The organism is Runella sp. MFBS21 (genome assembly GCF_029433105.1).
Lineage (GTDB): Bacteria > Bacteroidota > Bacteroidia > Cytophagales > Spirosomataceae > Runella.
Map to the genome: position 1 here is coordinate 220126 of NZ_JARNTW010000010.1, position 25387 is coordinate 245512.

Below are 25387 nucleotides of genomic sequence, written 5' to 3' on the forward strand. Positions count from 1 at the left end.
ATCGGATGATTCAAACGGCGGAAAATATTGTGATTCGTACCCATCCCAACGATAACGTGGGTATTGTAGCCAACCCATTAGGGCTTAAAAAAGGGACGGTAGTGTGGGAAAATCTAATGCTGGTGCAAGACATTCCGATGGGGCATAAAGTAGCCCTCAAAAACCTGTTGGTAGGTGAGCCTGTAATACGATATGGGCAAGTGATTGCTTATGCAGGTGAAGATATTCTCAGGGGTGGTTGGGTCAATGAAACTAATATTAGTTTGCCTTTACCGCCAGCGCTCCAAGATATCCCCTATGTTCGGAAAGAATGGACTCCTCCCAAACCACTCGAAGGCTACACTTTTGAAGGTTACAAAAACCCCGACGGTAGTGTGGGTACCAAAAACGTACTGGGGATTACCACAAGTGTGCAGTGCGTCGCCGGAATGACCGATTATATCTGTCAAAAAATCAGGCGCGAACTATTGCCGCTTTATCCTAATGTAGATGATGTAGTGGCTTTCAATCATAGTTATGGCTGTGGTATTGCGATTGATGCTCCTGCGGCGATTGTTCCTATTCGAACTATCCAAAACATTGCCCAAAATCCCAATTTTGGTGGTGAAATCATGATTATTGGATTAGGGTGTGAAAAACTACGCCCCGAACGACTACTACCACAAAGTTCAAACGATGCTTCGATTCTGTATTTACAAGACGAAGCCTTTGAGGGGTTTGAGAGTATGGTAGAAGGTATCATGGAGCTAGCTGAGAAACACCTCCAAAAGCTTAATCGACGTCAGCGTACTACTTGTCCTGCTTCAGATTTGGTAGTGGGAATGCAATGTGGTGGTAGCGATGCGTTTTCTGGTCTGACAGGCAATCCCGTGTCAGGATTTGCGGCCGACTTGATTGTGAGAGCAGGTGGCACGGTGTTTTTTTCGGAAGTAACCGAAGTGCGAGATGCTATCCACTTGCTCGTGCCAAGGGCGATAGACGAGTCGGTAGCCCAAGCCCTGAAAGATGAAATGGCTTGGTATGATGATTATTTAGAGCGAGGCAAAGCTGACCGCAGTGCCAACACTACTCCCGGCAACAAAAGTGGAGGATTGAGTACGATTGTTGAAAAATCGCTTGGTTCGGTGGCCAAATCTGGTAAAAGCCCGATTGTGGATGTGATTTCGCCAGGGGACAAAATCCGTAAGAAAGGCTTAAATTTTGTAGCGACGCCCGCTAGCGATTTTGTATGTGGTACTTTGCAGTTGGCTGCGGGTATGAATATACACGTATTCATCACGGGGCGTGGTACACCTTATGGCTTGAATATGGTTCCTGTAATCAAGGTAAGTTCTAACTCAAAACTGAGTGCGCGTTGGCACGATTTGATAGATTTTGATACAGGGCCAGTGGCTTTTGGTATCAAGACCATCGAAGATATGGGGTGGGAGCTGTTTAAGTTGATTTTGGAGGTAGCGAGTGGTACCAAAGAAGTCGCGACCGATAAGCTAGGGCTTTACAATGATTTAGTACTCTTTAACCCCGGACCTTTGACCTGAAACTTTTCTATCAACTTGGCAAGTTTAAGGAGCTTGTAAGGTATATTAGGGTGTATCAACTTGCCAAGTTTATACAAGCGTTGGTTATCAAAACTTGGCAAGTTTAAGGAGCTTATAAGGTATATTAGGGTGTATCAACTTGCCAAGTTTATAACAAGCGTTGGTTATCAAAACTTGGCAAGTTTAAGGAGCTTGTAAGGTATATTAGGGTGTATCAACTTGCCAAGTTTATACAAGCGTTGGTTATCAAAACTTGGCAAGTTTAAGGAGCTTGTAAGGTATACATAAGGCTTTACTTGTCTAGTAAATATGGATTCCAAAATTTGTTACAGAGTAAACATAAATGAAAAAATTTGAACAGCTTGTTTGTGTAGATAATACAAGGCTCACCCAAGAGGCTTTAGAAAAACTATCAGGATATTCGCAGCGACAAGTTCGTGTCTTCCATGATTATCCTTCTAACAATCAAGAAATTATAAATAGAATAAGCGATGCCGACGCAGTACTGGTAAGCTGGAAAACGCGGCTAGATGCTGAGGTGATAGCGGCTGCTAAAAATCTAAAGTATATCGGAATGTGTTGTAGTTTGATTGATAAAAAGTCGGCAAATGTAGCAATTGATGCCGCTGAGCAACAAAACATAACCGTAAAAGGAGTGCGAGATTATGGAGACGAAGGAGTGGTAGAGTTTATATTGGCGCAGCTAATTTCGCTTTTCAAAGGCTTGGGTACTCATCAGTGGAAGCCTCAGCAAACCGAATTGAAAGGAAAGACACTAGGCATTGTTGGATTTGGGACAGTGGGACAAATGCTCGCTAAAACCGCTTTGGCTTTTGGGATGAAAATACTTTACTACAGCCGTACCCGCAAGATTTCGCTTGAAAGTGAGCAGATTAAATATGCAGATTTGGAGCAGTTGTTGAAAGAAAGCGACGTAGTGAGTACGCACCTTCCTCGTCATACCAAACTCATGACTGCTCACGAATTGGGGTTGATGAAACCCGATTCTGTGTTTATAAACACCTCGGTCGGGCCTACTTTTGAGTCAGAACCGTTGCTTACTTGGCTTGCTCAAGCTGGTCATTTTGCCATTTTTGATGCGGATGGCGCATTTGGTGTTTCCGAAGATTTAGTCAATCATCCGTCAGTGCTTTACACTTCCAAAACTACTGGTATGACCGATGCAGCCTTTGAGCGTCTCTCCCAAAAAGTACTCGCTAACATTGAAGCATATCTTTCAGAATAAAAACATAATTGATGAATCACTAAAACCCCTCAACCACAAAACATGGAATTGTCGAAAATAAAATCATCGCTCGAAGACGGACTGCTGTCTTTTCCCATTACTGATTTTGATGAAACGGGGGCATTCAACCCCGCTACTTATACCGACCGTCTCGAATGGTTTGTTAGTCATAATGTATCGTCGGTGTTTGTAGCGGGTGGTACAGGGGAGTTTTTTTCGCTTTCGGCGGCTGAATATGAGCAAATTGTCAGCATTGCTGCTCAAACAGTAGCGGAGCGTGTACCCGTGATTTCGAGCGTAGGAAGGAGCATTCCAGAAGCGATTGCTTTTGCCAAAGTAGCCGAAAAAGCAGGCATCAACGCCTTGCTCTTGTTTCCGCCTTATCTTACCGAATGCCCTCAAGACGGGATATATGAATATGCCCGAACGATTATCCAAAATACTTCATTGCCCGTGATTTATTACAATCGTGGCAATGGCGTATTGTCGGCTACTTATATCAAAAAACTAGCGGATGCTTGCCCCAACTTTATCGGTCTGAAAGATGGTACAGGCAACATGCAAGACCTAAACGATACCATCAAGACTGTCGGCAAGCGCCTGTCTTATATCGGAGGCGTGCCTACTGCGGAGATTATTGCGGAGGCTTATTTGTCAATTGGGGTTAATACGTATTCTTCGGCTGCTTTCAATTTTGTGCCTGAGTTGGCCAACAAATTTTATGCAAGTCTCCGGGCAGGTGACACAGCCACCGTGACCGAAATCACCCAAAAATTTTATATTCCGTTGGTACGTTTGCGCAGCAAAAAAAGCGGCTATGCCGTAAGTCTTATCAAAGCAGGTGCCAAGCTCATTGGACGTAGTGCAGGCAACGTGCGTCCACCGCTTACTATGCCTACGGAGGCAGAAGTGGCTGAATTGCAGCAGATTATTGAGCAGAGTAAATAACGTTTTTTTATTAGAAAATTCCGTTGGAACTATATCTCCCCAACGGAATTTTTGATTTAGGGCATCACATTTCCCCAGAGTGTAAGTATTTGATTTTGAGGTAGATTGCTTATTTGTAAGAAAGAGCGCAGGTCATTGCCTTTGACAATGAGTGTTTTGGCGGAAGTATCGTCTGCTTGCAAAAAAAAGCGGGTCTTTTCTTGGACAAAGGGTGTACAGTCGGCAACGGTCACTTTTGTGCTACAAGTAAGTTTGATATATGATTCACTTTGAGCCGACATCATAGCCGAAATATCTTTTACAACGACGTCGTGTACCTGATTGAGCACAATGGCTGGGCGCTGTTCGGGATGGTTGAAATACAATCTAACGTTTTGTAATGATACATTACGCGCGTGGCGTAGCTGAAATCCATAGGCATTGTTGATTCCAAACTGCTCGGCATCAGGGTATTTTTTTTCGTTTTCGGGCAAGAGTTTGTGGGCATCGGCTATGGTACCTCCTCCCGAAAATGTGATGGAAATATTAGACAAATGGATATTTTCGAGCGGGTGGTTGGGGAGTCCTGCCAATAAGCAACCGAGTTTGGACGCACCTGTCGCCACAATGTTAGAAATCTGTACATTTCGTAAAGTACCTACAGGGATTTCTCCTTGGTTTTTTGAGAAAGGACGTGCGCGGTTGCCCAATCGCAAAAAAATAGGAACCTGAGGACCCGAAATATGAATGTTGTCAATCACTACACCATCTAGCTGACCGCCATCGACAGTAGCAAGCGTAATTCCCGAGTTGCCCGTAGGGTTGCCATAAATAGCCCGATCCGCTACGGCAGAAGGGCGCACGACACAATTGGTGATAGCGATGTTTTTAAATCCCCCCGACGATTCGGTGCCGCATTTGATAGCATTGCAATGGCTACTCAAGATACAGTTGCTAATCACTACATTTTCGACGGGTCTTGCGTTCATGCTTTTGAGAGTGATACCATCGTCGTCGCTGTCGCCAAGGCAATTGACAATCCGCACATTTTTGCAGCCATCGATGTCCATCATGTCATTGTTTTTATTGCTATGATTAAAGACATTAATACCGTCAATCAAAATGTTTTCACAATTGAGATAATGCTGCATCCAAAAACCCGAATTGCGCAAATGTAGCTCTTTGACGGTCAATCCTTTGACTTCAGCAAACCAAAATATAAAAGGGCGAGGATTATAATTTGGGGGAAAGGAGGGGTGTTTGTCGCTAAAAGCGCTTCCTTGTCCATCGATTGTGCCACTCCCTTTTAACGTAATATTTTGTTGATTTTCAGCATAAAAAAGCGAAAAGTGAATATTGTCACTGCTGTAATATTCCACTTTTGGAGTGATGACTGGATAAAGTGTAATATCGGTAGCCCCCAATATAGTGGTACCCGCTGGAATGTCGAGTGTTACATTGTTTTTTAGAAAAATAGTAGAAGTAAGATAGCGACCTGCCGGAAACCAAACGGTACCGCCACCTTGGGCTGCACAGCGATCTACCGCTTTTTGGATGGCTTTGGTGTCTAAAGTTTTACCGTCACCTTTGGCACCAAATGTTTTTACATTCAAAACAAAAGGTTCATTGGCCCACAGGGTACATTTTGAAAAAAGAAAAACAATAATTAAGAATCGATTCATGATAAAAATTACGAACTGTCACTAAGAAGATATAATAAGCCCTTCCAAGTTAATATGGAGGGGAGGGTATAAATCAATTATAAAATCAGAATTGAGCTTTCAAGATAGCCCCGTTTTAATAAACTAATCGTTCTTCCTACCTATGAAAACAGAGACCTTCTGGTGTCTTTTCTGTATAAAATCCAAGATATAACTCACATATTTGCTTTATAAATTCATTAGTGTCGGTTGGCTCAATTTCTTTTATACTCATATTGCTAAAAACAATTGATTTTTTATTCTTATCAAAAACCCAAGTATAGATAAGAGAATTAGCCTTAATGGGAGTTGGGATATAAGCTCCTAAAGTAAGTAGCCCTACCCCTAATCCTTTCCAATTTTGATTGCGATAATTAGATTTTGTTCGTGAAAAGCCTTTGTGATAAGAAATAATTAGCTGGTCAAGTTGTTTTTCGTTCATTAGTTGATAAATAGCCTCTGACATCTCATAATTGTCAACTACTATTTGCTTTTTCTTTTTACTTTTTGCCGAGTTGAGTTTTTGCCCTAATGCAAAAACTTCTTTATATATGATTTCCTCTGTATCATTGTCAGCCTCAATAGGTACGGGTGTTTTGTTAGTGCCAGCAACTTCAATGGTATTGTTGAGTAACTGACTAGTTATTTGTATTGATAAAATCGAATCGTAATTCATTTTATTTTTTTCTCCAACAATACCAATGATAGAGATTGGTTTTAATACCCCAATGTTCTTTGAAGTACTTTTGTCATAAGTTCCATTTGTGTATTTAAAACTTGTACAATTGAATAAAAAAATAGAGATAATAATAGTACTAATAGTTTTGATTGGAAAGCTGTAAAATTTCATGGTTGGCTTGATTTTTATTGCCAAAATACAAAATATTTGATGCTTTTTTGGTTTGTAAATAAAAATAAATATTTTAAGTAGTAATAACTAAAAAATATATGCTAAAAAAATAAGAAACTTGTCAAACAATAAGCCCTTCCAAGTTTTCAAAACTTGCAAGGGCTTATTGGGTTGAATCTTTATAATCTACAACGTCAGACTCCAGCCTTCGCGATAATCACGTTTTACAAACTGATTGGCTAAGTCATAATTGGTGATTTTCATGTTTGGCGCATCGTAGTAAAGCTTTTTGCGACCATTGTATTTATCGACTGTACGTTTGGCCGAAGGATTGTCGCGGAGCATCCAACTACGAATTGCCAAGTTTCCAATCAAAATACTTTCGGTAAATGGCGCAGCGTATTCAAATGGCGAACTTGTAACTCCTTTGCCGTAGCCTGCGATACATGCGTTGACCCATTGGAGGTAGTGGTCTTCGTTTGGCACGCGCTCGATGGTTTCGGGGATGTTCAAAGATTCATTGGCTTTCAAAGGCAACAAGCGTGGCTTGGCACCATAGCAATCGGCCATGAGTTTTCCTTTGGTTCCGATAAACAGAACGCCACCGTCGGAGTTTCCAAAACTTTCTCCAGGCAATAGTTCCTCGGGAAGCTCAGGTAAAATACCGCCATCGTACCAGCTTACTTTGATGTTTCCTTTACCGTCTTTGCGCGGGTAATCTAAGTGAATAGAGGTAGAAAATGGCGTCCAATCAGGATTGTCATCTTGGGGACGAAGGGTGAAAGTCCAAGTACCAGCTACGCTACATTCGACCGAAGTCGGGTAGTCAATAGGTAAAATCCGATAGACCGGATCCATGATATGACAAGCCATATCGCCAAGTGCCCCTGTACCATAAGGCCACCATCCGCGCCAGTTCCAAGGCAAGTAGGCTTCATTATAAGGTACTTTTTTGGCAGGCCCTAGCCACAAATCAAAATCCAATTCTTTTGGAATATCATATGTTTTGTCGGTCGGAATAGCTTGTGGCCACACGGGGCGGTTGGTCCATGTCAGTACTTTATGAACATCCCCGATGATACCCGAATCATAGATTTCTTTCATTCGGCGAACCCCATTGCCCGAGCCACCTTGGTTGCCCATTTGGGTGATTACCTTGTATTTTTTGGCGGCTTGTCCCAAAATCCGCGCTTCGTAGATGTCGTGGGTGAGGGGTTTTTGGGTATATACGTGTTTGCCCAATTGCATCGCTGCGAGCGTTGCTACGGCGTGGGTATTGTCAGGGGTCGAAATCGAGCAAGCGTCAATGTTTTTACGCTCTTTGGAAAGCATTTCCCGAAAATCTTTGTAGTAAGTGGCTTTGGGAAAACGATTACGAGATTCGACGGCTTGGCGGTCGTCTACGTCGCAAAGAGCTACAATATTGACATTGGGACTTGCCGCAAACGACGACAAATCGCTTTTTCCTTTTCCACCGACTCCAATCCCCGCAATATTGAGCTTATCGCTAGGGGCGACGAAGCCCTTGCCTAGTACGTGGCGAGGTACAATGAAAAAAGAAGTAGCTGCCACCGAGGAGGCTTTGATGAATTGACGACGACTATCGGAGTGTTGGTCTGGTTTGTTTTCTTCCATGATAATAGTAAAAAGGTTGGTAGTTTAGTGAAATCGAATCGTACAACTTGGTAAGTTTATAAGGATAAGCCCTAAGGTTTGTGAATTGATTTTTGGAAATGACAATTAGCCTAAGGCTCTGTATAATACTGTCAGTAAAGCCAATCGTACCTATGGCTTTACTGAAAAAATTAATATCCTTTTACTTTCACATCATCTATGTAAAAAATAGCCTTCGTCAATGGCTCGTCGGCTCCCGCCAATGGTGGATGTGGGTCTTCATTGGGGGTTTTGCGATTGGGCAAGTCACGATAGGGGCCTGTACGTAGCGAAAGACGCTCTATGGATTTTACGGCTTCGGTCAGTGCTGCTTTTTCGAGTACTTTGTTGCCGTTGATGCTCAAATCAAAACTTCCTTGCAGGCGGGCATCTATTTTTAATTTTAACTCGTACCATTGCCCTGCTTGATAGGTTTGCAAGATTTTTTCAACGCCCCCATTAAAAGCTACGATATTGCCTTTGTCATCGAATCGAATCCTGACAGGACGGTTTCCATAGCGGTCGGTAAGGTCGAATTCGAGGGTGCCATTTTGCGCTTGAGCCGCTTGTATTTTCACTGAACATTCTACGTTATTTCCTTCTTCAAATACCCTGATTGCTCTTGCATAATCATAAGGGTCTTGGTCCGAAAGTTCGAGGCATTTACCAGTGGATTGAGGCGTATTTATCACCGTGATAGGAGCCCATTGAGGAGCGTAGATGTTCCAATCTGGCACCGAACCGTTAAGGGCTAACGCATCAAAATTATCTTCCACATTGCCTTTGATTTCATAACGTACGGGAGTAGGAATACGGCTGATCCAGATGTCTTCTTTGTTCATGCTATACGAAAGCCACATGTCATTGCCGGGAGGATTGCCATTGCCTTCTTCGATACCACGCATATAGCATGGGCCAAAGTCTTTCCAGCGTCCAAAAAAACGACGCGGTGGCACTTCGCCCTGTACCAAAAGCATATTGTCGAAAATCGCCCCGTCATCGCCCGTGATAATAACCAGCGGAAAACGATGCTCATCCATTTCGATAGGATTGTAGCAAATCGCGTAGCGACCGTCGTCGGTACGTTGCCCCCATTGCTTGCCACCTGCCATTGTCAAAGTGGGTACCTTAACAGGCGTTGAAAAAGTAGTACCTTCATCATTCGAAAGAGCGGTTTTGGAACGTTTCCAGAGAGCCACTACTTTACCATCTTTGCGGTGGTAGTAAGAAAGGGCTTGAATGTCAAGTGATTTGTCGAGGTTGTTTTTATAAAATCCGTCGAGGCCATTGTCTTCCTCGCGCCATTGGAGAGTCATGAGTTTATCGTTCAAAAGCGCGCGGCACGCTTCCACAAAACCCGCATCAGATGATTTTTCAAAGAAAGAAAAAGCGGTATTTTTCTCCGTCCATTGGGTGCCATTGGTGGCTTTATGACTACTATACCTGATGAAATAAATAGAACCATAGGTACCGTCTTTGTAAGCTTCGCGTACTACTCGCCCGATACCACCTTCTTTAAAAGGGTCTTCGGCATGGGCATAGAATCCTAATACTAACAAGCGACCGTTGGGAGCGATATAAAACCCCATGCGTTGGTGCATCATGTATCCCTTTGAACCTTTGGGAACTTTGACTCCTTTGGGTGCCACATAAGGCGGAAATACCACTTGAGGTTTGTGCCATGTACGTCCGTCTTTGGAGGTCAAAACGAGAGTTTGGCCCGGGGCAATGTGTTCATCGACGGGGTTGCTGAGGTATTGTTGGTAGAAGGTATCGTTCCAATAACAAATATTAGAAGCATGACTGTAGGTCCATCCTGAGCCATCTCCCATCTCAGGATGCGTACGGTTGACACGCACCGTTTGGCGACTTTCTACCCCAATCGCGTAGCGAAGCCTTCCTTCATGAACTTGGGGATCGGCGCTAATGCCTCCTACATATCGTACAGGTTCATATACACTGCCTGTTTGGGCCATGACCAGATGACTCGCAAGAGCCAATATTCCCCCGTACCAGTAAACTCTATTTTTCATTTTTGAAATAAGATGTGATTAAAGAAAATACTGATACGGCGGGAATTTGGGCTATCGTAAAAGAAGTTAGACTTTGACAAAGATTTTGTGACGGTACATGACATACAGCACGAGCCAGACCAATATCAGACCTCCAAGGGCATTGAAAACTTCGTGCCATTTTTCGGTGGTATGTGAATAAAGACCCGCAAAAAGCAAGCGCGATGTTTCGCCAAAATTCACAAACCGACAGGCTAGGTAAATCACCAAGGAGTTCATCCCAATCACCTTAAAGAAAAAAGCCCAACGGGTATAATTGCGGATGTCAATCAGCCAATAGAAGAGCGCAATCATCAGGCAAGCCATACCGCCCGTAAGCAAGATAAATGAACTAGACCAGAGGTGTTTGTTGACAGGAAATACCACTCCCCAAACTAGCCCCGTGGCGATTCCGATGCCACCAAATACCATCAATCGTTGAAGTTTGAAAGAAGAAGTACTGGGAGTTTGTAACAATTGACCTATTAAGCACCCAAAAATGGTAAGACAAGTAGCGGGTAGTTGGGTAGAAAGGGCAAGTTCGTCGTAAGTCTTTTGTTTCAAACGTCCGGGCATAAACGTGCGGTCAACCCAGCCTGCTAAATTGCCTTCAAAAGTAAGGTCACCGCCGCCGTAGCTGCCCACCGAAATCAACATAAGTCCTGCATAGTAAAGTACCAAAATACCAATCGCTGTATAGAGTTGTTGTTTCCAGTTGGTATTCATATAAAGCAACGCCACCAAAAAAGTAGCGATTCCGATACGTCCCAATACGGTCCCATAACGGATATGCGCAGGGTCAAAGATGTCGAGAGGGGCGTTTTTGTCGAGGAGGCCAAAGAAAAACAAAATGAGCATTCTTTTGAATAGTTTTTTGCGAAGCTCAGATTGAGGTACGCCTTTTTCTAAAGCACTCTTAAGACTAAACGCCAAAGAAACTCCTGCCATAAACAAAAACAGCGGAAAGATAAAATCATAAAAAGTAAAGCCATCCCAAGCCGGATGGTGGAATTGTGCTGCAATAGCGTCGATGAACGATATATTGGTTTTACCGCCTAGTGAGTGAATAAAGGCCCCGCCGCCCGAAATCATGAGCATATCAAAGCCCCGTAGCGCATCCAAAGAAGCCAAGCGGCTTGAAGTAAGTGGTTGGTTCATAGTAGGTTTAGGAAGAGGAAGAGCAGGCTATTTATAGCTCTGTGATTTTAATGTTTTTGTATTGGATAAGTGCTTTGCCTCCGCCATGAATTTGAAGCCCGATGAGTCCAGTTTTCGGGATAGAAGCATCTGGTTCGGTATAGTCTACAGTCTTCAAATCATTGATCCAGAGTTGAATGTGATTATCCTTACACTGGATTTTATAGTGATTCCAATCGTTGAGTTTGAGGACTTTGGCAAGGGGAGCGGCATCAGCCTGGACAAGTACTTTGTTGCGCCTTGATTCGTCGTATAGGCATCCCCAATAGTCCTTGCCAATATCGGCTTGATAGCCAATCATCTCATAATCGGGGGAGGTATGGCGTGTGCTGCGAAACTGAACACCACCATTGATAAAGCCTTCGGTACCCGTAAGTTTGAAGTCTAATTCCAATACAAAATCAGAATAGCTACGGCGCGTTCGTAAAAATTCGTTGTGCGGAACGGTCTTGGTCAGCGAACCACCCGTGAGGGCGCCGTCTTTGATTTGCCAAGTATGGAGCGTATCGCCTTCCCACCCGTTGAAAGTACGTCCGTCGAAAAGAGAAATCGGCGCTTGAGTAGGAGGCAATAACAAATGTAAGAAGAGGGAGAGAGTAGCGTAAAACATAGCCTTTTTTGATCCTAAAAGGCACCGACAACCTACTCTCTACCTACGAGTTATTGTCTAATTTCTTTGCCACGGACGGTCATTTCCCAATCCCCAAAACTTCCGTACAATACAAATGAGCCAAAACGAAATTTGTCAACAATCTCGGTTCCTTCCGATACACTGTCGTAAAAGTCTTTATCAACAGGCAGTTCAAAATCGACGGCGTTGATGGCGTTTTTGATGTGTTTTTTGATACTAAGCGAAAAATTAGACTGCTTTAGGCGTATTTTTAAAATGTACTTAGGCTTGGCATTGGCAGTCAAGGCTTGTAATTGGGCTTTCAAGTCGGCATTTTCTTTTTGTAAACGCTCCAATTCGGCAGCATCGCCGCAGCTTGCTAGGAGCATTATCATCATCATGCTAAAAGGTAAAAAACGATTCATCTTGTAAGAATTTTGATTGGTTATTTGAAGGGTGGAAAATAGCATTTATTGGGGAAAATAAACAATCTGCGGATTTATATATATCTTGCTGTAACGCTCCTTAACTTTTTCGCTATGCGATTCTTCCTTGTTTGGTTGGGTTTATGTGTTTCGTTTTCGCTATTTGCCCAAAAACGTTTTACGTATCGTTTCTCCGAGGAACTACAATCTGTAGAATCGTTTACCTACTTTTTAGTGGATTCGTCCAAAACACTGACGTTTACACAGCTGCGGCAACTGCCCGAAAACGCATTTACCCTCAACACCAAAAACTTTCTCAATTTTGGTAATACTCAGTACCCCGTCTGGCTGCGAATAGACGTAGAAAATCAATCCAATGAAGCCTTATTTTTGATTCAAGAGCTACATGATGTACGGTTGTTGGATGTATATTTGTTTCATAAAAATGATTCATTAAGAACTTGGGAGACGGGAGCGATGCGGCCTTTTGGGACGCATTTTCTCAAACGTAGCAATACTGTTTTTGATTTGGGAAAATCGCCCAAAAGAGTTTACCTACGGATTCAAAACACGAGTGTGTATGTTCCTCTGAAAATAGGAACCATTCAGGCTATCTCCAATTATTTACACAAATACGATTTACTCTACGGGGGTATTTATGGTGTTTTGTTGGCCTTGATGTTTTACAATTTGTTTGTGTTTTTGGTCGTTCGCGACCGTGTATTTTTATACTATTTCTTCTATATTCTCACCTCTGGTTACATCATTTTTAAAGCGGATAACCATCATCATGAATTCATTTTCAAGCAGATACCCAATTTTAGTTCTGATATCAATTCCTCTTCCATCATCACCTTGTTTTTTATCATACTGTTTGCCAATGCGTACTTACGGATGAAGGAACTGACCCCCAAATTCTTTTGGGCGTTGGTGGTGTTGTGGTGTATCTGTCTTGGCTTGATGCCTTTTGAATGGTTGCCTTATCGTGGTTGGGTCAATGACCTGTTTCAATTGCTAGTGATTTCTATTATGTTGGTACTTTTGGGCGCTAGTGTCTACATTCATTTTTTGGGGTTCAAACATGCGCGTTACTTTGTGCTTGCTTTTGGTTTTTACATTTATGGAGTGGTGAATGTGCTTTTGGGATTCATGGGGATTGTTTCGATGAACAATTTACGGGCCGCTTATATTTACCAAATATGCTCCGTCTTGGAAGCCATATTTTTTGCTTTTGCCGTCGCCTATCGTTTCAATACCTACCGAAAAGAAGCCAAGGATGCACAAGAAATAGCGTTGAAACGGTCGCAGGAACACGAGGCTCTTTTACAAAAAAATAACCAGTTATTAGCCGAAAAACTACAAATGGAACAAAGTCTTCAAACGGGGGCAGCCAACAAAGACTTTAACCAGCTTCTTCAACAAATCAAATCGGATAGTCAGCCTATCAAGAAAATTTCGATTCCGACGGTGGAGGGAGTGATTTTGTTTCCCGAACAAGACATCAATCGCCTCGAAGCCATGGGAAGTTACTGCACGATTTATTTGACCGACCACAAAAAAATTACCACTTCCAAACCTATGGCGCATTTTGAACAGATGATTGACGAGCGGCAATTTATGCGTATTCATAAGTCGCATATCATAAATCTCAACAACGTGACGCGCTACATCAGAGGTGAAGGTGGTTCGGTAGAAATGAAAGATAAGTCGGTGGTACCAGTGTCGCGACGAATGAAAAATGAGCTTTTACAACGATTGGCCATCGACTCGCCCGCCGTTTAGAAAGTAGATGTCGTCGTTCAGAAAGTAGAATTGTTTTGAGGATTGAAAGACAAGTACTTTGGCATCGAAACAAATGCCAACGTTAAACCTCGAAACCATGTCAAAATCGGCTAAAACAGTTTATTTTTTTAGTTTTTATCTCTTTCTGGTGGGGCTTGAACTCACGTTTATTCCCAACTTTTTTACCAAAACGGCACAACTCCCCGAAGCCCACGAACCTTACATTCGGGTGGTGGGGGTTTTAGCTATTATTCTTGGAGTCTATTATTATCAATCAGCGAAAAACGAACTTACCCCCTTTCTCAAAACGACTATTGCTGGTCGGCTAATTTACTTTTTAGGAGCCGTTGGATTGGTCGTTTCTCAAATAGCTCCACCTGTTTTTGTAGCCTTTGGCGTCGTGGATTTGCTAGGTGCTCTTTGGACGTGGCAAACGCTGAAAAGCGAAGGAAAGGTGTAATTACTTCTACTTTAGTAGAGTTTGTTTTACAGTTTTTAGTCTTGTTTAACTGATTGTCAATACAAATAACCATTAACTTACTGTCCATAAGCACTTATTTCCATGAAAAAGCTTTTTTGTTTTTTATTTTTTGCCGCTGTGTTGACGGCTTCCGTTTCGGCCCAAACTCCGCTCGAAACCTTGTTTGAAAATATGAAAAAGGAGTTTGAAGCCAATCCTTCTAAAGCCATTCAAGAACGAGCCGTGGAGGATTATGTGCTGATTTCGGGTACGGGATATATAGCTAACAAACAACAGATTATCAATTTGTTTAAAAACGTCAGTAAAGTAGATGCTCGTTTTCAAGACCTCAAATTTCGTCAATTTGGCAGCATACTCATAGTAACTGGTCGTGAGTTTTCAGTAAGGCATTATGCTGACGGCAAACCTGACTATACCACGGATTATTTAGTCACCTACGTTTACGAAATCAAAGACGACAAACTGATTTACGTAAGCGGCCAACATACGGTGCCTGCGTCGAAATAGGTAGATTGGTTTGGGTATTACAGTTTCAATTGCCCATTAAAATTCTCTTTCGCCAAACTCACTTGAGGGTAGCTTCGTTTTGCGGTCAGTTTTGTTGAAACTATAGGAAAGGTTCAGTAAGAAAATGTTGGTTTCTTGGATGTAATTGGTGGTGGTGTAGAAGTTTGAACCATAGGTGGTTATGCGTTGCTCGTTTACTTTCATGCCCCCAAAAGAAGTGTTTTGCCAAAGCAATGAAACGCTCATTTTATTTTGCAACAAGGATTTCTTTATTGATAAATTGGGTTGATAAAATCTCGAATCTATCCCTTGGGCGGTATTGCGAGCTGATAGGTACGAAAGGTTCAATTGGGTACTCAAAGTAGGAGTGATTTGAAAATTGAGGTTTGAGTTGAGCGAATATACCCACCCTTGGCTGCTAACAATCACCGATTTATCAAACAAACTTCCGTTGATTTTTAGATTATAGACATTGCCACCGACGAAAAGCTTAAGTTTTTTGATGGGGGCGATTGTTAGCCCAATTTCTGAACCTATCAAACGAGCATTGCCAGCATTGGTATAAATCCGATTCAAAATGGTATCGTTATAGACGCTATTGACGCGATTGACAATATCCGTGATTTGTTGGCGATATACATTCCAGTAAAACGATGCCTTTTTTAAATCTTTGGTAATTCCTATTTCATAAATACCCACAAACTCTGGTCGGATGTTGGGGTCACCTTGTTCGAGGGTTTCGCTGTGTTCGCGTTCGGGGTAGGGATTTAGTTCATTGTTGGTGGAGCGTTGCACGCGGCGACTGTAGGCTACTTTCAAGCGTAAGTCTTTGCCCATGTCATACAGCAGATTGACAGACGGAAAAAGATTGGATAATTTTAGTTCGTTGGGGCGATTGGTACGATTGTCACTAAATATTCTGAGGGCGTTTTCGTATCGTAGACCCGACGAAAACTCTAGTTTTTTGAATTTACCTGAGTATTGCGTGTAAAGGCCATGAATGCGATTGTAGACGGTGACGTTGGCCGTAAAAGCAGGATTGAGAATAAGGGGTTGATTATTTCCATTTTTTTCAGAATAGACAAATATTCCGTCTTGGTTTTGTTGACGAAATTGATACCCCATAGATAGTTTTCCGACCCCGATTTGCTGTTCGTAGTCGGCTTTGAGACGAAGGGCGTTCAATGGATTAGAGCCTGTATTGAGCGTATATTGGAGCGTGTCTCTTGTATTATTGATATGAATGTTACTGTTTTTGGTAAAACCATCTATGACGGCATTTTCGTACAATCCCGAAAAGCTTAGGGTAGAAGCATTTTTAAATTTGTGGCTATAATCGAGATTAAACACCTTAAATTCGCCTGATTTAAGTACCAAGTTGGGGTTGTAATATTGGGCACGTCCCACTGTTTGATTGGTCAGTAGGTTGGTTTTGGTATTGTTTCGATAATAAATATTGGCAGTGCGATACTGGTCTCTACCTCCCAAATATACCCCCGCCGAAAGTTCATCGGCTTTGGAAAGGGCATATATTGCCGACGCCCGAAAACCATAATTTTCGCGTTTCATACTCCGCTCGCCGTCGCTCGGGAAGCTCGTAAAGATATTGTTGATAGTGGTGTTGACGTCTCCTTCTCTTCTTCCCGAAATATCGTTTTTGAGGTAATTTCCCGAAACACTTACATCCCATTTGCCTTTGCGATAGTTGAGCGTGGCATCGAGTCCGTAGCGGAGAGGCTCAGTGGCATTTTCGTAGGCTCGGAGCCGTGGAAGGCCATATTGAAGATTGGTGGTAAGCGACAATCCATCGTTGGTTCCTGTTTTGGTCACAATATTGATGATACCCGCTTTCCCGTCGGCATCGTATTTGGCGGAAGGAGCGGTTATCATTTCGATTTTTTCGATGGTATTGGCCGGAATTTGGGATAAAATCGTGGAGGCATCAATTTGGGTAGGTTTACCATTTACCAAAATCAAAAAACCTTTAGAGCCTCTTATCGTAATCTCGCCTTCGGCATTAACCATGACCGAAGGAATATTTCGCAACACATCCGTGGCAGTTCCTCCTTTGGCTACTTCAAACTCTTCGGATTTAAATACTTGCTTTTCGAGCGTTGCTACCATGTTGGGTTTGATGCCTGTCACGGTCACTACCTCAAGTTGCTGGCTAGAAGGGGTAAGTACAATCGAGCCTAGATCAAGTCTTTGGCTGGCTTTGTCGTAGCTTACTTCGATGTATTTTGTTTTATAGCCTACGTACTCCACCTTGATGACGTATTTGTCATCCTTCAGACCTATAAATTGAAAAGAGCCTTTATCATCGGCGATTTCGCCTTTTATCAGACTACCTTGACTTTTTGATTCTAAGCGGATAGTGGCAAAAGCGAGCGGCTCGGTGGTGAGCGAATCTACCAATTGGCCTTTGATAAAACTTCCCGATTGGGCATAGCCGAGAAGTGTAAGAAATAAAGCAAATAAGGTAAAAAGTAACTTTTTCATGAGAATGGGGTAACAAGCACGATAATGCACCAACCAACCCTTGAAAGAATGGTTGATAATTTTTGCAAAATTGCTGCAAGCCCCTTGATAATTTATGGTCTATTTGAAAATAGTATGGTATTAATGATGTAACGCCCGAAAGACGGAAGGAGTGGAGGCAGTGTGGCGTTTGAAGTATTTCACAAAATGAGAATTATCTTTAAAATCAAGCGTAATGGCGATTTCAGAAATGGTCATATCAGTATAAATCAGCAGGCGCTTGGCTTCGCTGATAATAAATTCAGCGAGGATTTTGGCAGCAGATTGGTTGTTGGCTTTGCGACAAGCGGCATTTAAGTTTTGGGGAGAAGTATGAAGTAAAGCGGCATAATGAGCAACATTGTTTTTGAGTGAAGTACTCAGCAATTCGCAAAACGATTCGTATAAGTCTGATTTATTTTTATGTGAATGTGTAATGGAGTGGGCATTTTCTTGAATTTTAGCCAATAATGCCTTTAGGAGTCCTTCAACTACCAAAAGATTAGGCGTAGTCTCGGGTTGGTATTCACGAAGCAATAATTCAAAGAGTGGCTCGACGGCTTCGTCGCTTTCGAGATAAATACAAGGATAAGCACTGACTTGACCTAGTAGTTTTTTGAGGTCTTTATCCAAACTATTATCTACAAATCCTTTTTTGAGAATCAATACAAACCCATTAGGCTCTTCGTTGAGTTCCCAGTGATGAACTTGCTCTTTTCTTACTGTAAATAGCGTAAAAGGCTTGATTGGATAAGATTGATGGTCAATCGCGTGCATGCCACTTCCTTTAGAAAGATAGATGATCTCAAAATAACTGTTATGCTTATGAGGGTTGGTTTTTCTAATTTCTTTGCGAAAACGAGCTATCTTGAATAAAAGGTGAGGTTCGAGTTTGTTTTTTGTTTGGATAGAAGTGTTCATTGGTACAACTATTCTCGCTTTCGATTTTATTTTAAAACACTATCCAAAGTGGTTGCTTCTTCAATTTTACCTATTTTGCTTGTCTCATAAAAAAGACGCTCCTCAAGTCAGGGACTCAAGGAGCGTCTTTTTGTATATGGTTTTGTGAATTAAACCCCTATTTTTTCCGTGACCAAATAATCGGCTTGTTTGACTGTGTGCTGTTTGACCATCATTTCACCCAAAAATCCCGCTAAAAACAGTTGCACACCAAGAATAATTGCCACCAATGCCATGTAGAAAAGAGGATTTTCGGTGACATTTCGGTAAGGCTCGTTGACGTAGATGAGATAGACTTTCTTGATAATCAATGAGAAAGTAATCGCAAACCCCACCAAGAAAGAGAGCGTGCCCCAAAGTCCAAAAAAGTGCATGGGGGCTTTACTAAAACGATGTACAAACGTAATCGAAAGCAGGTCAAGAAAACCGTTTACGAAGCGTTCGAGTCCAAACTTGGAACTTCCATATTTACGAGCTTGATGTTGGACTATCTTTTCACCGATTTTTTGAAAACCATTCCATTTGGCTACGACGGGTATGTAGCGGTGCATTTCGCCGTAAAGAGTGATATTTTTGACCACACGCTGCTTATAAGCTTTGAGACCACAGTTGAAATCATGCAGATGCACCCCCGAAATACTGCGGGTAACGGCGTTGAAAAGTTTCGTGGGTAAGGTTTTGCTGAGAGGGTCGTAGCGTTTTTGTTTCCAGCCCGACACCAAATCATAGCCGTCTTCCATTATCATGCGGTAGAGTTCGGGGATTTCGTCGGGACTGTCTTGTAAGTCGGCATCCATCGTAATCACCACACTTCCTTTTACTGCCTGAAAACCCGTCTGTAAGGCAGGGGTTTTACCATAGTTACGATTAAATCGAATGCCTTTGATGTGAGGGTCGCTTACGGCAAGTTTTTGAATGACTTTCCAAGAGTCGTCGTTGCTGCCGTCATCAATAAGAAGTACTTCATAACTAAACTGATGCTCATCCATAACACGCTTTATCCAAGCGGTTAGTTCGGGCAATGACTCTTCTTCATTGAAGAGCGGTATAACGACTGATATATCGAGAGCTTCGCCGGGCATAGTATCCAAAATCAATTGCGTATCGCGCAGCAAAGCTACAAATTCTTTTGGTGCTTCCATGGTATTTTGCGGATTAGGGTACGATGTAAAGACCCATGCTCAACAAACGTGCCAAAGGTCCAATAAATTTCAAGAAACCTTCTGTTTCTTAGCTAGCTGAGAAATGTCCTCTCTGCATCTTAGAAGAGTTTAGAAAGGAATAAAAACCTGTATGCTATACCGATAGCTTAATTTTTTTGTGTTGTTCATAAAATATGAAGTAAGAAATAGCCCTATTTGAGCTTAAAAGAGTAATATTTTATACCCAAAAGAAAATACAATTAATTCGAAAAAGAATATCTCAATGCTCCTCCAAAAATTAAAAAACGGACAGAATGTGTATGGTACATGTATCACCTCTATTTCTCCTATGTGGCCCGCAGCCATAAAGCGAACGGGAGTAGATTTTGTATTTATTGATACTGAGCATATTCCGTTAGACAGGGCGGACTTGGCCAAGCTTTGTCAGATTTTTCGAGCTTTAGAGATTACGCCTATCGTACGTATTCCGAGCCCTGACCCTTTTCTAGCTTGCCAAGTGATAGACGGAGGAGCGCTAGGAGTAGTGGCTCCTTATTTGGAGTCAGTAGAGCAAATACGGGAGCTAGTGGGTAGTACCAAGTTTCGCCCACTCAAAGGTGAAAAACTGCATCAGTATCTATACGGCCACGAAGAAATGCCTGCTGAATTGGCGCAGTATATTACGAATTTCAACGCTCAAAATATCTGTATTGCCAACATCGAAAGTGTGCCCGCCGTAGAGCGTTTAGATGATTTGTTGTTGGTGCCGGGACTGGATGCGGTTTTTATTGGACCGCATGATTTGTCTGTCAGTTTAGGTTTGCCAGAGCAATACGACCATCCCGAATTTGAGAAAGTAGTGCGTGAGATTATTCACAAAACACGCCGGCATGGTTTGTCGATTGGAATTCATTTTTCGCTCGAACCTGAGCGCCAAATTCAATGGATGAAAGAAGGAGCTAACATAGTTGTTCACAGTTTTGATATAGCACTCTTTACTCAACGTTTAAAACATGACCTTTCTATTATCAAACAAGCGGCGGGGGAGGTGGTCTCTTCTACCACCGTCGAAAATTTGATTGTCTAAACATCATTCTATCCAAAATCTTTCCTCTTTTATGACCGCCGATAATTCTTCAATAGTGATTCTTCCAAAATCACCTAGTATGCGTTTAAGCACTTACTTTTTGGTGGGGATTTCATTATCGATTGGGTGGGGTATCAGAGGAAATTTTGGGCATGAATACGGGGCTGCTTTTGCGGGATGTTTGGCTGCGCTTACGGCTTGCTTGCTATCTGGCAGGGCAGATTGGCGTAGTCGGGTGCTTCACTTTGGTTTTTTGGGAGCTATAGGTTGGGGATTTGGAGGTTCTATTTCTTACATGCAAGTCATCTCAGCTACCGAAAGCGGGCATTTGGCTTCACAGTGGTATGGATATATCGCTCTTTTTTACATTGGTTTTTTGTGGGCAGGTCTTGGGGGAGCGGGCACGGCTTTGGCGGCGGTAGGAGATATAAAACTCCTTAATCGTATCACTAAACCTATTACTTGGCTTTTTGGGGTGTGGTTTGTGTTGGATTTAATCGAAGACCCCGTAGCCAATTGGCTTCAATCGGGCGTTGGTTTTGACCATACATGGTCTAGACACAAAAGTCCTTTGTATTGGTTTGATGCAGACTATCTTCCGGCCTTTTTTGCTTTACTCGCCGCAGGTCTGTATGATCTTTGGGAGAGAAAAGAAAAAAATGCGGTTTGGCTATTGGTTTATTTGGCAATAGGCGCAAGTTTGGGTTGGGGGGTACAAAGTGTGCTTCGTTTCACAGGTTTAGAAACCCCCTTGGCTTCTTTACTCACCTATTCTTTGGGCGATGCCACTTATATTGACCCTGCTACGGGTAAAGCGGCTTTTGACGCCCACAACTTCCTCAACAATTGGCCGCAGTGGTTTGGTGATTACCCTCAGCATGTAGGCTGGGTAGTGGGAGCTGTGTTGGGCACCACGGCTTACTTTGTTCGTTTTGGGAAATTTCGTGATGGTGCTTCTTTGATTGTGTACATGGCGGCGGGATGGCTCATCGTTTTTTTGTTATTTCCAGTATTGGGAAGTTTGTTTTTTACAAAATTTGGAGGTCTTCGTATGACTCCCCCGAGGTCTGACGATTGGGCAGGTATCACGGGGGCTTTTGTGGGGATGAGTCTTTGGATGCGACACAAAGGCTATTGGGCGGTGGCCTATGCATCTCTGCTTAGCGGGTTGATAGGGGGATTAGGGTTTTCGGGGATTCAGTGGATTAAACAACTCTTGATGATGCCGGGCAATCCTCGGATTCTTATTTCAAAAGGCCTACAGCCAGGCTCCGAAGCTTATGAAAGTAGCGTAACTTTTTGGAGTCATTGGCAGCAACAAAATTGGCATAGTTTTCTCGAACAAAGTTATGGGTTTGTCAATGGAATAGCGATTGCGGTGGCGTTGGCGGTATTGAGTCGGCGGGTGCCGTTGGATAATACTCCCCCTTCGCCCAAGACTTCTACCGACCGCTGGGCTTTGGGAATAATGTCTGTTTTTGTATTGTTGGGAATTCCTTATATCAACCTTTTTAAGAATGTCAAAGAATGGGGCGAAAGGCTCAATCCGGATGTATGGACGCAAACTACTTTTGGCGAAAATGGCGAAAAAATAGTTGAGTCTGCCCGCTGGGATGTGCCGTATTTGGGAAGGTTGCCTCAAATCGATTTCTTACACTTGACCCCCGAAGGATGGTTTAATCTAACTTGGATTTTATTGTTGGCAATGGCCCTTCTAATCATACGACGGCATTTTAAGGAGCCCTTAGCGCTGATTCCTTCTACGTGGCTGGGCAAAGGGCAGCTTGTGTTTTTGGTCTTGTTGTGGGTGATGATCATCGGGAATTTTGAACGCGCTTTGGTAGGCTGGAGTCCAGAACGTTTATTGACCGAATGGGTCATTACTTTCAATGCCATCGTGGCGACCCTTTTAGTTTTAATTTTACCTCATGAAAAAGAAACCATCAAGATTGGTAATACCATCCCTTTTCGGGCTTTATACAAAAAGACGTGGTTCACTACGTTGGCTACGGTTATAGCGGCGAGTGGTTTTTTCTTGTTGACCAATCGCGCTATTTATCAATATCCTACTTATGAGAAGCTAGATACCAAAAGATATTTTACGCGCTTTGGCCCTGAGGCGGCGTGGCGTTCGAAGCCTAATCTCAAAAATGCCCAACATAAATAAAACATTAAAAGTCAAAATCGAATGTCAAAAGAAATAAAATGGGGAATGATAGGATGTGGCAATGTCACCGAAAAGAAAAGTGGCCCTGCTTTTAGCAAAGTGCCACATTCGGAGTTGGTGGCGGTAATGGGCCGTAATCCCGAAAAAGCAGCAGACTATGCCCAACGGCACGGCGTACCCAAATGGTATAGTGATGTGGATGCCCTTATCAATGATCCCGAAGTGGATGCTATCTATATCGCTACGCCGCCAGATGTGCATCTCGACTATGCGACTCGGGCCATGAAAGCTGGAAAAGCAGTGTATGTCGAAAAGCCAATGGCGCGCAATGCCGCCGAATGTGAGGCCATGAACCAAATAAGTCGCGAGACGGGCGTTCCACTTTTTGTGGCCTACTATCGTCGAGCTTTGCCTTATTTTTTGAAGCTCAAAGAATTGGTGGAGCAGAAGGTAGTCGGAGATATTCGTTTGGTAACGGTACAAATTCATTACCAAGCTTATGCCGAAGAAGTGGGGGAAAATGCGCAACCGCGTTGGCGTGTCAATCCCCAAATTTCGGGAGGAGGGCATTTTCATGATTTGGCTTCTCACCAATTTGACTTTTTGGAGTATCTATTAGGGCCTATCAAATCGGCTCAAGGTATCTCACGCAATCAAGCTGGTCTGTATGAAGCTGATGATATTGTGGTGGCCAACTTCGAGTTTGAATCAGGAATACTAGGCACCGGAAGCTGGTGCTATACGCTCAATCGCGAGCAGCGCCTCGATGAAGGCCAAATCATTGGGTCTAAGGGTAAAATCATTTTTTCTTTTTTTGAAAAATTTCACATCAAAGTCCTTACAGCTGAAGGTGAGGAAGAATATTATCTGCCTTATCCCGAACATGTACAGCAGCCGCTCATTGAGTCGATTGTGCAGGAATTGCGAGGGGAAGGAACTTGCCCTAGCACGGGAGAAACGGGCGCTCGTGCCAATGCTATCATGGACCAGATTACGAAGCCATAAAGCGCTCACTACGTTATGTTTTTATGAAAAAAAGCCTTTGGGGCTTTCCACATCCTTTTTTGGGTATTTCTTAGCATTAAAATCAACACATAGAGTTACTATGACTTATTTCAAAAATTCGATTCTTTGTTTATGTGGAATATTATGGGCGTTTGCATCAAACGGTCAAGCTCATAAGCCTTATGAACCTACTCCTTTCCCCGACCGCCTGATTTTGGGTTGGCAGGGCAATCCCGCCACTTCTCAGTCGGTCAATTGGCGTACTGATACGACTGTCACAGGAGCTGTAGGTGCGATTCACGAAGTGGATCCTTCGCCTGATTTTGTGAAAAATGCGAAGATTGTAACAGCCACCACCCAAAAAATCAACATAGAAGGCAAGACGGTATTGTACCACTCAGTGCATTTTACGGATTTGAAGCCCGCTACCAAATATAGTTACCGGGTAGGAGCTGGAGAGCATTGGAGCGAATGGTTTCATTTCAAAACGGCGGAAGACAAAGCCGCGCCTTTTTCATTTTTGTACTTTGGCGATGCCCAAAACGACATTCGTTCGTTGTGGTCGCGGGCTATCAGAGGGGCTTATGCTACGATGCCTTCTGTCAATTTTATGATTCATGCAGGAGATTTGATTACGACCTCCAATGCCGATTGGCAATGGGGTGAGTGGTTTGAAGCAGGAGGTTGGATTAATGGTATGGTGCCCACTTTGGCAACTCCAGGAAATCATGAATACTACCGAGAAGAAAATGGCGAACGGCGTGTTTCGAAACATTGGCGACCCTCGTTTGTATTACCTGAGAATGGTCCAGAAAAACTCAAAGAAACTGCTTATTATTTTGATTATCAGGGTGTAAGATTTATTTCGTTGGATTCACAAGGAGCCTTGCTAGATTCTACTGTGCTAGATTCGCAAGCAGAGTGGGTGGTCAACGTCCTGAAAAACAATCCAAATCGTTGGACAGTGGTGACGCATCACCATCCTATTTATTCTACCAAAAATGGCCGCGACAATGATGAATGGCGCCTGAAGATGGAGCCTATTTACAAACAATATCAAGTGGATTTGGTACTTCAAGGGCATGACCATACCTATGGTCGCGGGCTTAATATGCCCCTTGGCAAAAGCCGCAAATATCCCGAGGGACCAATTTATGTGGTATCGGTGAGTGGTCCCAAAATGTACGATATCGGCTTGCAAGATTGGATGGACAGGGCTGCTTCCAATACGCAATTGTACCAAATCGTTTCGGTAGATGGTGCGAAACTTTCTTACCAATCTTATACTGTCACAGGTGAATTGTACGATGCTTTTCAATTAGTGAAAAATCCCAAGGGCAAAAATACGTTGGTAGATCAATCTCCTTCATTAAAGCCAGAGCTGTTAGAATTGCCAGCACAGTATCGTACGCGATTCACACCTAAGGAAAAGGAAGAATACGAAAACCGTTTTCAAGAGTACAAAAAGAAAAAGCAGTTAAAAAAATAAGGTCGTAGGGGCAGGCCTTGCGTCTGCCCCCAAAGAGGCAGACGCAAGGCCTG

General features: G+C 42.9%; 20 protein-coding genes. 10 read left to right on the forward strand and 10 right to left on the reverse strand.

All coding sequences use genetic code 11. The annotated features are described in order from the left end of the window. Window positions 1–5 precede the first annotated feature (5 nt). From garD to kdgD, 3 genes are all read left to right on the forward strand, one after another. Window positions 6–1538: a galactarate dehydratase gene (gene garD / locus P1X15_RS19590; RefSeq protein ID WP_277339830.1), complete on the forward strand. Its 1533-nt coding sequence runs from the start codon at window positions 6–8 to the stop codon at window positions 1536–1538. Between the two features lie 343 nt (window positions 1539–1881). Then, window positions 1882–2784, forward strand: a complete 903-nt coding sequence (locus P1X15_RS19595) for an NAD(P)-dependent oxidoreductase (protein ID WP_277339831.1) — start codon at window positions 1882–1884, stop codon at window positions 2782–2784. A gap of 42 nt (window positions 2785–2826) precedes the next feature. Next, entirely contained in the window at window positions 2827–3732 is a 906-nt protein-coding gene (gene kdgD, locus P1X15_RS19600) for a 5-dehydro-4-deoxyglucarate dehydratase (protein WP_277339832.1), read from the forward strand. A gap of 56 nt (window positions 3733–3788) precedes the next feature. Here kdgD and P1X15_RS19605 read toward each other — a convergent pair whose 3' ends face one another. From P1X15_RS19605 to P1X15_RS19635, 7 genes are all read right to left on the reverse strand, one after another. Beyond that, window positions 3789–5393, reverse strand: coding sequence for a glycoside hydrolase family 28 protein (locus tag P1X15_RS19605; RefSeq protein ID WP_277339833.1), 1605 nt, complete (start codon window positions 5391–5393; stop codon window positions 3789–3791). A gap of 136 nt (window positions 5394–5529) precedes the next feature. Beyond that, window positions 5530–6261: a hypothetical protein gene (locus P1X15_RS19610; RefSeq protein WP_277339834.1), complete on the reverse strand. Its 732-nt coding sequence runs from the start codon at window positions 6259–6261 to the stop codon at window positions 5530–5532. Between the two features lie 186 nt (window positions 6262–6447). After that, entirely contained in the window at window positions 6448–7896 is a 1449-nt protein-coding gene (locus P1X15_RS19615) for a Gfo/Idh/MocA family protein (protein ID WP_277339835.1), read from the reverse strand. A gap of 170 nt (window positions 7897–8066) precedes the next feature. Next, window positions 8067–9947: a hypothetical protein gene (locus P1X15_RS19620; protein WP_277339836.1), complete on the reverse strand. Its 1881-nt coding sequence runs from the start codon at window positions 9945–9947 to the stop codon at window positions 8067–8069. A gap of 66 nt (window positions 9948–10013) precedes the next feature. After that, window positions 10014–11123 (reverse strand): acyltransferase family protein, encoded by a 1110-nt coding sequence (locus tag P1X15_RS19625; protein WP_277339837.1) that lies wholly within the window; start codon window positions 11121–11123, stop codon window positions 10014–10016. A 31-nt stretch (window positions 11124–11154) separates the two neighbouring features. Continuing rightward, complete coding sequence (locus P1X15_RS19630) at window positions 11155–11772, reverse strand: DUF1080 domain-containing protein (RefSeq protein ID WP_277339838.1); 618 nt, start codon at window positions 11770–11772, stop codon at window positions 11155–11157. A gap of 50 nt (window positions 11773–11822) precedes the next feature. Continuing rightward, window positions 11823–12197, reverse strand: coding sequence for a hypothetical protein (locus tag P1X15_RS19635; protein WP_277339839.1), 375 nt, complete (start codon window positions 12195–12197; stop codon window positions 11823–11825). Window positions 12198–12311: 114 nt separating this feature from the next. Between P1X15_RS19635 and P1X15_RS19640 the strand changes: the two genes are divergently transcribed. From P1X15_RS19640 to P1X15_RS19650, 3 genes are all read left to right on the forward strand, one after another. Beyond that, the gene (locus P1X15_RS19640) at window positions 12312–13979 is read left to right on the forward strand and encodes a 7TM diverse intracellular signaling domain-containing protein (protein ID WP_277339840.1); all 1668 of its coding nucleotides are present in this window, start codon (window positions 12312–12314) and stop codon (window positions 13977–13979) included. 73 nt (window positions 13980–14052) lie between these two features. Continuing rightward, entirely contained in the window at window positions 14053–14439 is a 387-nt protein-coding gene (locus P1X15_RS19645; RefSeq protein ID WP_277339841.1) for a hypothetical protein, read from the forward strand. A 102-nt stretch (window positions 14440–14541) separates the two neighbouring features. Then, on the forward strand, window positions 14542–14967 hold the full coding sequence (locus P1X15_RS19650) for a hypothetical protein (RefSeq protein WP_277339842.1): 426 nt from the start codon (window positions 14542–14544) through the stop codon (window positions 14965–14967). Window positions 14968–15003: 36 nt separating this feature from the next. Here P1X15_RS19650 and P1X15_RS19655 read toward each other — a convergent pair whose 3' ends face one another. The 3 genes from P1X15_RS19655 to P1X15_RS19665 form a co-directional block, all read right to left on the reverse strand. Continuing rightward, window positions 15004–17466: a TonB-dependent receptor domain-containing protein gene (locus P1X15_RS19655; RefSeq protein ID WP_277339843.1), complete on the reverse strand. Its 2463-nt coding sequence runs from the start codon at window positions 17464–17466 to the stop codon at window positions 15004–15006. Window positions 17467–17586: 120 nt separating this feature from the next. After that, window positions 17587–18405, reverse strand: coding sequence for an AraC family transcriptional regulator (locus P1X15_RS19660; RefSeq protein ID WP_277339844.1), 819 nt, complete (start codon window positions 18403–18405; stop codon window positions 17587–17589). Between the two features lie 149 nt (window positions 18406–18554). Continuing rightward, window positions 18555–19526, reverse strand: a complete 972-nt coding sequence (locus P1X15_RS19665; RefSeq protein ID WP_277339853.1) for a glycosyltransferase family 2 protein — start codon at window positions 19524–19526, stop codon at window positions 18555–18557. A 343-nt stretch (window positions 19527–19869) separates the two neighbouring features. Between P1X15_RS19665 and P1X15_RS19670 the strand changes: the two genes are divergently transcribed. The 4 genes from P1X15_RS19670 (at window position 19870) to P1X15_RS19685 (ending at window position 25334) form a co-directional block, all read left to right on the forward strand. After that, a complete protein-coding gene (locus P1X15_RS19670) occupies window positions 19870–20673 on the forward strand; it encodes an HpcH/HpaI aldolase/citrate lyase family protein (protein ID WP_277339845.1) in 804 nt (267 codons plus the stop codon). A gap of 79 nt (window positions 20674–20752) precedes the next feature. Then, the gene (locus P1X15_RS19675; RefSeq protein WP_277339846.1) at window positions 20753–22840 is read left to right on the forward strand and encodes a hypothetical protein; all 2088 of its coding nucleotides are present in this window, start codon (window positions 20753–20755) and stop codon (window positions 22838–22840) included. A 21-nt stretch (window positions 22841–22861) separates the two neighbouring features. Continuing rightward, on the forward strand, window positions 22862–23845 hold the full coding sequence (locus P1X15_RS19680) for a Gfo/Idh/MocA family protein (RefSeq protein WP_277339847.1): 984 nt from the start codon (window positions 22862–22864) through the stop codon (window positions 23843–23845). Between the two features lie 100 nt (window positions 23846–23945). Continuing rightward, complete coding sequence (locus P1X15_RS19685; protein ID WP_277339848.1) at window positions 23946–25334, forward strand: metallophosphoesterase family protein; 1389 nt, start codon at window positions 23946–23948, stop codon at window positions 25332–25334. Window positions 25335–25387: the final 53 nt, after the last annotated feature.